Annotated in this window: 6 protein-coding genes; 3 read left to right on the top strand and 3 right to left on the bottom strand. The window is 43.2% G+C overall.

The genetic code is table 11. From position 1 onward, the window contains the following. Both AB2J24_RS15065 and AB2J24_RS15060 read right to left on the bottom strand, forming a co-directional pair. Positions 1-5,656 (bottom strand): YDG domain-containing protein (locus AB2J24_RS15065; RefSeq protein ID WP_367386056.1); only part of this gene is annotated, 5,656 nt, incomplete at its 3' end. 525 nt (positions 5,657-6,181) lie between these two features. Continuing rightward, positions 6,182-7,207: an AraC family transcriptional regulator gene (locus AB2J24_RS15060; protein ID WP_367386055.1), complete on the bottom strand. Its 1,026-nt coding sequence runs from the start codon at positions 7,205-7,207 to the stop codon at positions 6,182-6,184. Between the two features lie 245 nt (positions 7,208-7,452). Here AB2J24_RS15060 and AB2J24_RS15055 point away from each other — a divergent pair, with 245 nt between their 5' ends. The 3 genes from AB2J24_RS15055 (at position 7,453) to AB2J24_RS15045 (ending at position 10,419) form a co-directional block, all read left to right on the top strand. After that, positions 7,453-7,896 (top strand): TadE/TadG family type IV pilus assembly protein, encoded by a 444-nt coding sequence (locus AB2J24_RS15055; protein ID WP_367386054.1) that lies wholly within the window; start codon positions 7,453-7,455, stop codon positions 7,894-7,896. 34 nt (positions 7,897-7,930) lie between these two features. Next, the gene (locus AB2J24_RS15050) at positions 7,931-9,313 is read left to right on the top strand and encodes a pilus assembly protein TadG-related protein (RefSeq protein WP_367386053.1); all 1,383 of its coding nucleotides are present in this window, start codon (positions 7,931-7,933) and stop codon (positions 9,311-9,313) included. A 323-nt stretch (positions 9,314-9,636) separates the two neighbouring features. After that, positions 9,637-10,419, top strand: coding sequence for a helix-turn-helix transcriptional regulator (locus AB2J24_RS15045; RefSeq protein ID WP_367386052.1), 783 nt, complete (start codon positions 9,637-9,639; stop codon positions 10,417-10,419). A 709-nt stretch (positions 10,420-11,128) separates the two neighbouring features. On the opposite strand, the gene AB2J24_RS15040 is transcribed toward AB2J24_RS15045, so the two are convergent. Beyond that, on the bottom strand, positions 11,129-12,619 hold a 1,491-nt coding region (locus AB2J24_RS15040), incomplete at its 5' end, for an SdrD B-like domain-containing protein (RefSeq protein WP_367386051.1).

Raw genomic sequence — 12,619 nt, 5'->3', positions numbered from 1 at the left:
GACCAGATACTGTCAGAGCACGCGCTGTAATATCCGCCGTATCACTGGCTGTGGTGTTAAACGTATAGTTCCCAGCATCCGCGCCACCCAAGGTGATCCCTGCAACAGATACCGTCTTACCCGTTCCAGCATTCTTGTCTGCAAAGGTTCCGGTACCAGCAATCGTTAGTGTATCACCGCTAATACGGTTGTCGCCATAGGTCACGGTCGCGGTGGTATTGCCGTCATAGACCTTGTTACCAGCATCCGCTGTGATCGTCAGAGCACGTGCTGTGATATCAGCTGTATCACTGGCTGTTGTGTTGAACGTATAGTTCCCAGCATCCGCTCCACCCACGGTGATCCCTGCAACAGATACCGTCTTACCCGTTCCAGCATTCTTATCTGCAAAGGTTCCGGTACCCGCAATCGTTAGTGTATCGCCACCAATCCGGTTGTCGCCATAAGTGATTGTTGCTGTTGTGTTACCATCATAGATCTTGTTACCAGCATTAGCTGTGATCGTTAGAGCACGTTTATCGATATTCAACTGCCCCTGAACTACTGTAATTGCATAGCCAATGTCAGACGCACTGCCAGTTAGTAGGCCTGTTGTATATGTGCCTGCATTGGTAAAGCCCTCAAGTGTAGGGGCTGTGGTCAACGCTTGCGCCTGACTATCGCCATTAACAAGACCTGTGACAGTGAAACCGCTGAGGCTTTGTGCTGTGCCATCATAGGTGACAGAGGTGTTAGTGCCAGAAATTGTTAATGTCGGCTGTGCAGCGTATATAAATTGATTTCCGGTCTGGGTGATTGACGCGGGCAAATTACTCGCATAAGTGCGATTATAGAGATTGCCGCCAGTCAGCCCGTTACGAGTGATCGAGCCAAGCGCATTTCCATATACCAATGACCGGCCACCACCGGTGAGGTTAAATAAGCCAACACCTACATTGTTGGAAAAACTATCGCCTGCAACCACAATAGCATTACCAGCAGCAGATGCATTAAGCACACTACCAGTGCCAAAAATTACATCATTATTTGTTTCAGGGCCAAGATTAATTAGCGATAATGTACCTGCACTAAGAACATTGTTACTTGCAAAAACTATGTTTCCTGCATCGCTGTTAGTCTTGCCAGTACCATCGCGCAGCTCAAAATTAATTGCACCTGTACCAGCATCGATAGTCACACCCGAAGCAAGCGAGATGGAGGCTGTCCCTACGTCACGATGGGCATCTACTACTCCGTTTGCCAAGAGATCATTGGCAAAGAAATTCAGATCACCATCATCGGTAATGATATTGGCATTGACCAAAATTGACCGCCCAGCTTGCAAGGTAAAATCGCCACCATCACCCGTGGAATTATTTGCCAGAACTGCAGCAGTCACGGTGATATCATTGTTGGCTTGCAAGATTACATTATTGCCGGCGTTTAGTAAGGCAGTCAGGGTATCCGGTGTTATAGTGATATCCTCACCAGGATTAGTGCCATAGGTAGCTTCTGACACTTCAGGCAGTTGGTCACCAAAAGGATTGGTGATCAAGTAAACTTTACCGGGTTCAACCGGTGTAAAACTGTAAGTATGGCTTGCACCAACGGCAAGACGGTCGCCATCAAGCGATACGGATTGGCCAAATTGATCGTCAACACCAACTGACGTGATATCAATGTTTTCGCCACCAATATAACCTCTTCCGATGGTCGTCTCCAATTTACCTCCATTGAAAACGCTATCAGTGAATGAAAATAAATAAACAGCGCCTGAAAGGCTATATCCATTGCCAAAGCCATCGTCACCATACGCTCCGACAGCTAAGCTATTGCCATCAAGTGACACCGATGTTCCAAAAAAGTCATTTGTTTCCAAGGCTGGCACATAAACATCTTTTCCGCTCCAATGGTACCCGACTCTGGCTTCTAACGCACCGCCATTGAACGCGCTATCGACAAACGAAAATAGATAAACCCCACCTCTATTATGAAAGTTGTCGCCGTTACCATCATCAACATAGGCTCCGACAGCTAGACGGTTACCATCAAGAGAAAGTGAACCACCAAATGCATCAAGATCGCTCAAATCCGTGACATTAACATTCTTACCGCCCGCATACCCCTTGCCCATTATGCTTTCCAATACACCTCCGGTGAAAGCACTATCTGCGAATGAAAACAAATAAACTGCACCTGGCCCATTAAAGCTATTACCGAAACCATCATCATTAGGCGCTCCAACGGCTAGACGATTACCACTCAAAGAAAGCCCCTGTCCGAAAGCGTCTGTGTCCTCCAAGTTTGCCACAGCAATGTTTTTGCCGCCCGTATAACCTTTGCCAATTATGGCTTCCAACACACCTCCATTGAACGTGCTATCAGTAAACGAGAACAGATAAACAGCGCCGGGAAAGTTGCCGGTATTATTTGAATTATCATCCCCGTAGGCACCAACAGCTAAGCGGTTACCATCAAGCGATACATCTACGCCAAATAAATCCTCGTTATCTAAGTTAGTCAGGTCGATGTTTTTGCCGCCTGTATACCCTTTACCAATTACGGCCTCTAGTTTACCGCCGTTGAACACTTCATCAGTAAAAGAAAACAGATAAACAGCGCCAGGGAAGTTGCCAGTATCATCTGAGTTGTCATCCGAGTGAGCACCGATAGCTAGGCGGTTACCATCAAGAGAAACCGCGTTGCCAAATCGGTCGCCGTTATCTAAGTTTTCGATGTCAATCATTAGGCCACCATTGAATGCACTATCGGCAAACGTATACAGATAGACCGCGCCAGAATCTTCCGACGCATTGCCTGTGCCATCAGCATAAAGTGCGCCAACAGCAAGGCGGTTTCCATCAAGAGAAACGGACTCTCCAAACGAATCATCGTCATCAAGTAGGGCTACATTAATATTCTTGCCACCCGTATAACCTTTACCAATTATCGCTTCTAGAGCACCGCCAGTAAGCGTGCTATCAGTGAATGAAAATAGATAGACGGCACCAGATGCATAGGACGTATTATCAAAACCAGCATCGCCAACAGCCCCAGTGGCAAGGCGGTTTCCGTCTAAAGAAACTGATTGACCAAAGAAGTCATAATCTTGCAAATTCGCCACATCAATGTTCTTGCCGCCCGTATAACCGTCGCCAATCGTGGCTTCTAATGCACCGCCATTAAAAGTGCTATCAGTGAATGAAAACAGATAGACGGCACCTGAATCGGACGATGTATTGCTAACACCATCATCACCAATCGCGCCGACCGCAAGAGTATTGCCATCAAGAGAAACTGACTTGCCAAATTGATCGGCGTTATTCAAATTAGTGACGTCAATACTTTTACCGCCAGTATAGCCTTTCCCCAGCGTAGCCTCTAACACACCGCCATCAAATTTATCGTTCGTGAAGGAGAATAGATAAACTGCGCCCGAACCAGCGGACGCATTGCCAGTACCATCATCGCCAATGGCTCCGACTGCCAATCGGTTACCGTCAAGGGAAACTGAACTGCCAAAATAGTCATTTAATTCTAAGGCAGGAACGTTAGTATTGTTGCCACCCACATAGCCCTTGCCAATTGCCCCCTCTATTGTGCCAGCTGTAAAAGCATCGTCATAGAAGGAAAATAAAATGACAGATCCAGAATCTACAGCACCGGCTAAGCCGCCGTCATCAAGCATAGCACCGACTACGAGACGCTTGCCATCTAGCGAAACAGAAACACCAAATCTATCGTTAGTTGTCAAACTCCCTACGTTGACATTTTTGCCGCCCGTATAACCTCTGCCGACCGTGGCTTCCAACTTACCACCTTTAAAGGCACTATCGGTAAATGAAAACAAGTAGACCGCACCTGAATCTGCTGACAAACCATTTGCGCTATCATCTCCGCTGGCTCCTACGGCAAGACGATTACCATCAATAGACACGGCAGCACCAAAATAGTCATAATCATCTAGCGTGCTCACATCAGGCAAAGCATATGCCGAGCCTATGACGAAAATCGATTGATCCACTGCTGCCACATTGTCGATGATGATATTCTTTGGGTCCAGTAAAACGCTGCCGCCACGAGTCCCATCGATCGCTGCTGTATTCAAAGCACTTGTCAAAACTGAAAGACGATCACCTGCAGAAACCTCAATGAAGCCGCCTGTGCCGCTTTGTGTTCCTGGCCGCGCAGAGATAGATCCTAAAACTGTAGCCTTTTCGTCTGCCCAAAGGATTACCCGTCCACCATCGCCATCTGCATTTGTGGCATCAGCTTTAATAGTCGTCCCATCTGTAACGGCAAGATGCAGTGTATTAGGCAACTCATCCGTCGTCAGGTTTTTGCCACCCTGATATTCTCCACCCAAGCGGATACGCCCGCCTTTGGTTGCGCCAGATGCATCCAGACTTGCAGACAATATACGTGACGCCCCTCCCCCAATATCTATTTGGCCACCAACACCCGTTTGACCAACAGCTTTATAACTGCCAGATGTTGTAAGTGTTTTTCCTGTGATCTGACGAATAGAACCGCCGTCTGTTGCTCCACTTACATCCAACAATGTCGAACTATAAGATAGAAGATCACCTGTAGCATCAATCGAGATTTTTCCGCCTTGACCTTCTAATCCGCGTGCATCAATTATCTCAGCAGCACTTAGCGTTTTCGCTGCCGCGATTGAGATAGAGCCACCTACGGCACCGTTAGCAAGGAGTGAATCGCCAATTGAAATAAATCCGGCACTGACAGAAATATCACCACCATCCATTTTGGCCTGAGTGTTACGAACAACTTTTCGTTTGGCTGTAATTTTCTTGGATGTAACCACTCGTCCTGATGGGCCAGCGCCTATAAAAATACGCCCACCTTTTTTAGTCACGCCTGTGGCATTTATTGCCCCGCCTCGATTACCCGCAAGTGCATAAATATTGCCATCATTGGCTTTGAGCTCCACAGCAGCGGCACGAATTATGCCCTTTTCTTCTATCTCAGAATTGGCATCCCCCACTTTGACCAAGAATTTGCCGTCATCAAGTGCACCATCGCGAAGTAATACCTCTCGCCCCACAGCTAGACCCACTGTCCCATTTAGAGCGTCAATATCTCCCTCATTACTAACATTGCGCGCGATGAAGGCAACATCTCCACCTAGCGATGACACTTTGCCTAGATTAACAACGGAAGCGCTGTGGGTTCCCCTAAGCGTGTTATCTCCGCCATCTAGAAAATCTGCATCTGTAATATCTAGGGTTGATGCGATAAAACTTCCACCTGTTTGGACAACCCCATCCCTGCCAATAATCACGCCATTCTGGTTGATGAGGAAAAGAGTTCCAGATGCTGTTAGAGATCCATCAATGCGTGAGATACTAGCTCCTGTCACCCTATTGAGCGTGGCACCAGTTCCATTGTTAAAATGGACAGTATTACCTTTACCGATAGAAAATGAGTTCCATTCAATTATTCCATTCGAGGATGTCTGATCAATCAGCAGTCCACCGGCACTAGGTGCTGAGATAGCGATCTCACCGGACAAAATGTTCGGTGCTGACGGCAACTCAGTCGAAAAAGCACTAACCGCTTGAGAAAAAGCAACCGTCGTTGCTAACGTCACCTTCAAACGACGCAGAACCAAGAACGAGTGCTTTTTTCTCTCAAAAACTCTGGGGTCAACCACTGCATTTCCTTAAATTGCACCCATCTGGATACCAGTAGAAAATTACGGCATTTAAGGTTAACAAATCCTAAATCCAGAAAACAATAGTTGTATTTTATCTAAATTTTTCATACACTTAACCAAAATACAGTAACCCATTCTGGTTAACTAACCATCATGGGTTAACCCAAAACCAAAGGGTGGAGGCAAGCAAATTACAAGACATTGGCAACCCGGTGTCTTGCAACATTTTCAGCAACTGTCCCGGTATTACTCTGTAGATCCTAGCAGCAGCATTAGCAGATGCATGTGCACTCGCTCCGCGTTTCTCCAATAGGTTTGCAACTGTCAGGACGGAGCAAAGTTTAGTTCCCTAATATGAAGTTCATAATCCCTGTGAGCCTTTCCAAATATGTCTCCAACGCAAACATACCCTTGCCAGTGTATCGCAGTCATAGCTATGCACAGTACGAAATACCACAATCGCAGGCTCATCTAACGTCGCCAAAAATGAATGTCGCTTCTCTGCAAATTGTAGAAATAAATCTAGTATTTTGCAGTCTTTAATTTATGGGATGATGAGCCTAGAGTTTGGGACGGCTTTTCACCAAACCTCAAGAAATATATTTTTGCAAACCTGCCAACATTACTGAATCCCCATTTAAATGCCGTGTGAGTTACTGAAGCTTCTCCTCTCACCAGGTCTTTATGTGCATTTTCTAGCCTAATATCTCGCAACACAGTTAAAGGACTTTTATTTCGAAACTTCCGAAATCCGTTATGCAACGACCGTTCACTGCAGGCTGCTTGCTCAGCAAGCACCCGAACAGTGACTGGTTCATTAGCATGAGCTTTCATATATTCTTCCGCTAATACTACACGGTGGGGAGTAGCGACATCTCTAACTCCGGTATTATGAAAATCACGATAGTTGTGTTCCATACCACCAAGAATTGCTGCAATCATCAGCTCTTTAAAACTAGTCCCAACCATAGGGTCATCTAATATCTCGGGCGCTTCGGTATATTGGGTCTTGAGGTAATCAATCATTGTCACAATTGACTTCCCGGCCATTGTCGAAAGATTTAGTAATGGTGCAAATCTGAGTGGCTGACTAATTTCATCTTGATAAAATGTCTTAATTCTTTCTTCTAACATTTTATGCGGAACAACAAGATTTAAGCCTACATGCCCATAACTATAGGTCTTTGTATCTTCAATTAGGCTAAAGATGCGAGCATGATTTCTTTCCCGTTCTGCTGAAATCTCTCCAAAATAGGGGTCTGTTGTGGACGCTGTTCCTTTCAGTGTTAGTCTTATGTTGAACTCTTCTTCTTTAGCAAGGGAACTACCAATCATTGGTGCGCCCCAATCAAGGTAAACGAGACTGATATCCTGCTTGGTAGCACAAGCAATTTGCGCGTCAATTGTACCTTTAGCATTTCCCACGGGAACGGCATCATAAGCAGTGACATGCTGGGAAAGAGTTTCACCAACTTCGTCGATAGTACCTGAATCGACAACACTGTAGACTTTACGAAACGTCTCAAATGAGTCGATATTCAAAGGCATTCAAATTCTCCAGTCCGATTGAGAGCTCATATTTTATGAGTTTCGGATTACAAACCACCGATAATTTAACTCGCGTTATGGCAGACATATTCAATTATTGAGGCAAATACTGACGGAAAATTAACATAGTTCACAACGCTCCGCACCCGATATTAACTAACCAATAAGGGGGATTTATTTACGCGCAATGAGACATTACCCTCATTGTAAGAAGCTATGATTACAAGTAGCAGTAGGAGAGTAAAATGGTTGGATTAATAAAAACGCGAAAGTTTTGTAGTTTATTTTTGCGAGACAAATCAGGCATTGCCGCAACCGAATTTGCCATCCTCGCGCCAGTTCTCATCATGCTTTTCGCTGGTATTATGAACTTTGGTTATGTGATCTATACCAAACATACAATGCAAAATATTGCAGGGGATACATTACGTTCAGTCATCTACGGAAATGTTAAAAATAATAAAGCCAAGCGTGAAGCAAAAAGAAAACTAAACAAACTTCATGGCTCCTTTAAAATCGCAATCAGCGAAAATACCAAAACAGAAGATGTAACTGTTACAATAGTTGCAGATGCAAAAGCATCAACATTAATGCCATTTCCATTTGTTTCTGCTGATCTCTTGACCGGCGAGTTTAAGGTTGATGTTACGTCGCCGCGGATTGCACAATTTAACCCCGCAAAGCTTTAACGATCTGTTCTCACCAAATTGTATGGAGTATGAGATGAAACAGCTACGAAATTTAAGAGCAAAACTCTTCACTAATAACAGAGGTTCCGTCGCATTAATGACCGCCATCACCATGCCTGTTTTCATTGGCATGGGCGCGTTGGCGTTTGACGTCGGTTACGCGTACAATATAAAAACAGAAATGCAACAAGCCATTGATATTGCGAGCTTAGCAGCTTTAAAGAAGATGAAGGATGACAACCCCGACCCCTTGGCTCTTTATGGTATAACTACCAAATCTGCTTTACGTGATTTGGAAAAAGATATTATCAAGTTGGTAAACAAAAATGCTCCAGCGGTAGGCAGGAATATCTCTGTTAAAAAGGAAGATATTCAATTTGGTGTTTGGAATTTTTCTACTCAAAAATTAAACACGGCACAAAATGCAGCGGGAGTAAATGCTGTCAAAATAACAGCTATACTGAATGAAATACGAGGAAATGCTTTACCTACATTTTTTGGTTCGATATTTAGAGACAGCCTAGATATTTCGGTTGAAACAACAGCGTTTCTTCCGATTCCACCAAGTTTTCACATGTTATCAAACGATGCAGTGGGCGCATTCACAACAACAAAAGGCACAGATATTGACGTCGCATCAATACAGGTCAATTCAAATGCTAGAGGTGCGTTGGAAAGTACCTTGTATGCTAAAGATATAGGTACTCCATATTATAATATTACGGGGACTATAAACGGCATAAAAACGGGCCGTGTAAAAGAAAAACAGCCAGCCGTTGCCGATTTTTTGCAAGACCTTCCTGAAATAAGTACAGGAGGTCGGTGCACTCGCAGGAACTTCAAAACTCGCCGCATGTTTGAGATCCTAAGGCCCGGCATCTATTGCGGCGGATTGAAAATCACAAACGTGCAAGAGGTTAAATTTCTCCCTGGAACATATATCATCAAAGGTGGTCCTCTGCTAATTGATAAAACTATGAAAGGGAAAAATATAATCGGAGAAGATGTCCTTATATATTTATCAGGCAAGGATGCTGAGATAAATGCGCAAGCGGGAAATCTATATTTTACTGGCCCCAAAACTGGTAACCATGCAGGGGTCACATTCTTTTCTGCCCGAGGGAATAGTGCTCCAAAAAAACATGTATTCCACCCTCCTACAAAACTATATGTTCATGGCGTATTCTATGCTCCTGATTCTGATGTGGAGTTTATAAGTTCACGCTTGGAAGGTACTTGTAGAATTGTATGTTTTATCTCTAAAACACTGTTACTCGATAAGACACACGTTGATTACTTATTTACACATCTTTCTGCAGGGCCTGATAGTCCTTTAAAACCAATCAAAGAACGCCTTCCTAATCCTCCTTCATTGGAAAAGAAAATGCGCCCTTATACTATCGAAGGCGTAACCTGAGAATACATTCAAAGGCGTCGGCCGGCTGGTTGAGTGTAATACCTCTTCGAATTTTGCACACAACCAACCTTGAGGAAAGAGAATATACTATTCTCTTTCCTCAAAATTCTCGGCATATTATTATTCCAAAACACAGATAAATATGTTTGTCTAGCACTCACCATATAACGCGCTTTTGCTATATCTGACTTCCTGACTCAAAATTCTATTATGCATTAAAATGCACAATTATGCGTTATCTGTCTTTTTCATGCGGTTTCGGGCCAGCGCAAATCCGAATTATGCGCTCTACTGTCCCTTAAGAGGATCAGGGATAACTTTCGATGAAACAATTTATTTCTTCAATAAAAAATCTATTTTCAGAAACAGATGATAGCCTGCTTTCAAGATTGTTAGCCTCAACTTTTTCAGACATAGCGCCCTTTGATTCATGGATGCTCGTACAATTCAATACATTTGGCCAACCAAAATTAATCGATTGCAAGGATAGCCTTAGATCAAGTGCTGAGTACATTGAAACCTATTTTCGGGATGACCCATTTTATAAAGCTATTTGTGATAAAAATGTTGCTGAGTTTGTAACTTTATCAGAAATCGAAATCCATAATTTTCGAAGTTCCAGTTATTACAATGATTACCTCAAATCAACAGCTGGGTTTTCGGATCAGATCAGTTACATGTACCCTACTTGTGATGGCGATACATATCTACTTACACTCGGACGCTCTGAAAATTTTAAACCTTTTCGAGAATGCGAGATTGCTGAATTTCGCCTTGTAGCTCCGCTTGTGCGAACAGCACTTCTGCTAATTTGGGCTAAAGATCAAAATCAGTTTGCCAATACAAATCCAGTACATGCTAAGAATCAACAAACAAGCCTTATTATACAGAATCTTAGCGCATACGCACTTAGTCCGCGCGAAAGAGAAACACTCGAACTTCTCTTGGACGGGGAGTCTGCAAAAACAATTGGTAGAGCATTGGGGATAAGCCCTGAAACGGTCAGATGCCATATCAAAAAAATCTATTTGAAACTTGGCGTTTCATCACGAGGCGAGTTGTTTGGACGGTTTGTCAACGAACTTCTTGGAAAGAAAGCCAGTTGATACGCAGTAATATCAGGGCTGTGTTGCATTTTTAAATTCCGCTAGACGTTCTTCTGCTACCAATTACGCACTAGCCATAATATCAAATCAAATATTAACCGTTTACCCATTTGAACTTGTTCATAATCTTCAGTATAATTGACTATTAATAGAACCATAAACTACCAGAGCCCTCCTCTTCTTAGAATTTAATTTCTTCGTACTTTCTGCACTTAAATCGAACTTATTTATTTTCCGAGATGTGTGTAAATAACGCACGGCTTTTACGTAAAACTATATTAAAATGGAAGTTGTTTTTGCGCCTTCGGCAACACTCCTCCAGTTTATAAAGTTTAGCAAATGACCCTAATATATATAACTCAGATCGGCGATATTATCTGATCAATGAAATTGGTAAAGACCTGGCGCATTAACGTCCTTAAAAGCAAAATCCAATTTAGAGTGATCTAACTATAGACACCGCTATACTGCCAGTTAATCAAACTCAAGACCCACATTTTTTGCGAATTCACCTTATGATTATTGGTGCAAAGACTTAGGCATTTTAATAAACCAAATCTCGATACAATCTCACTTGGAGCGAAACAGGCAGGAACAGAACTACGTTGTTTTAATGCGGAATAGACCAAGCAAAAAAGCTCCCCACCTAGGTGGGGAGCTTCATATTACTGAACTTATAACTTAGTTTTAGCTCGTTTCAAAAGTGAAATCATGCAACCATCACATCTTCAGACGTTATTTGATTCATTTCCTCATTGAGAGCTGTCATTTCTTCACTGACTTCAGTTACCTCAGCAAACCAAACATCTTCGGTGAGAATTTCTTCACCGTCGATTGTAGTCGCGCTAGATTGCATAAGCTGTTTGCCATCATCATCAAGCACGATTTTCATATCTGTTGAGATAGATGCAATGCCTGCCTCTTCGGCTGTCAGCATTTCGCCATCTTCAAGAACAGCATCACCATCATCGACCCAAAGACCAAGACCTTCAAGTTCCTCACCAGAGATCATACCGTCTCCATTGGCATCATGTTGCTCCAGTTTTTCATAGCCGTTAGCATATTTACCGCCTTCGTCACCGAAGAGAGCAGAACCGTCGATTGAACCATCTTCGCCGATTTTGGTAGTATCGACTAAGATACCATCACCTGAACCATCAAACCATTCAATAGTATCTAGATCACCGTCAGCATCAATATCAAATTCAACTGTACGACCCAATTCGTCCTCAGCATCCTTTTCAATTGATGTAGTCTCACCGGTGACATCTATTTCTCCATTGTCATTCAAGTCGAACGCAATAGGTGAATTGCTATCATTTATTCTAACGTCACCATCAATATGGAAACAAACTGTTTCATATTCGCCGGTCGCTTTATCCAGTATTTGTATATTAAAGGTAAGATCTGGAGTGTTTATGTCTCCGCTTTCAAGATTTGTAGAAGCAAAATATTTAACCAAATGAGCCTGATCTTGTCCTGGAAGATTACTTTCTACAAAGTCAAGATCTCCAATTTGCGCTTTTATGAATGCTTCCTTTACAGCTAAAATATCCAATTTGAGTTCGTACCCTGCCGGGAAGAAGCTTCCAATTGCGTCTTCTAATATGTCTTTATTGATTAGTAGACTATACGCGCCTTTAATTACAGGATCTCCGTTTAATTTAATGCCATCATAACGGTAACTAATAGCATCCGCGGCACCACTACCGGTAAAATCAAACTCCTTCTTGGCTTTAGGTTCCTCTATCAGCCCAGCATCAACATCTCTACGATGTTGCCCCTCATTAAGGGTTATGGTGCCAGTCATACCGGTATCAACATTAGCATCACTGTCGATGTTATCATCATTACCTGCATCTACTGTTGTGAAATCAAAGCCATCCTTTTCTTCAAAGTCGACGGAGTAATTACCCGCACTCAAGTCATCAAAGAGATAGTTACCATTTGCATCTGTGGTAGTGGTTTCAAGAATGTTGCCCGAGGCATCTTTAAGACTAACTGAAACATCTTCAGCACCGCTTTCATTTGCATCCTGAATACCATCTTTGTCTTCATCAAGCCAAACGCGATCACCAATTGAACCCAAAACAGGCTGTACAGGCACTTGTTCAACACCAGCATCATTGTCTGGTGTATCCTGACCAGCAACAACAGTGATACCGTCAATTTGGCTCATATTGTTACCAATATCAGCGGC

The sequence above is a fragment of the Lentilitoribacter sp. EG35 genome, assembly GCF_040784015.1.
Taxonomy (GTDB): Bacteria; Pseudomonadota; Alphaproteobacteria; order Rhizobiales; family Rhizobiaceae; genus Lentilitoribacter.
The sequence above is the reverse complement of the archived record's forward strand: the minus strand, read 5'-3'. Positions and strand labels throughout refer to the sequence as shown.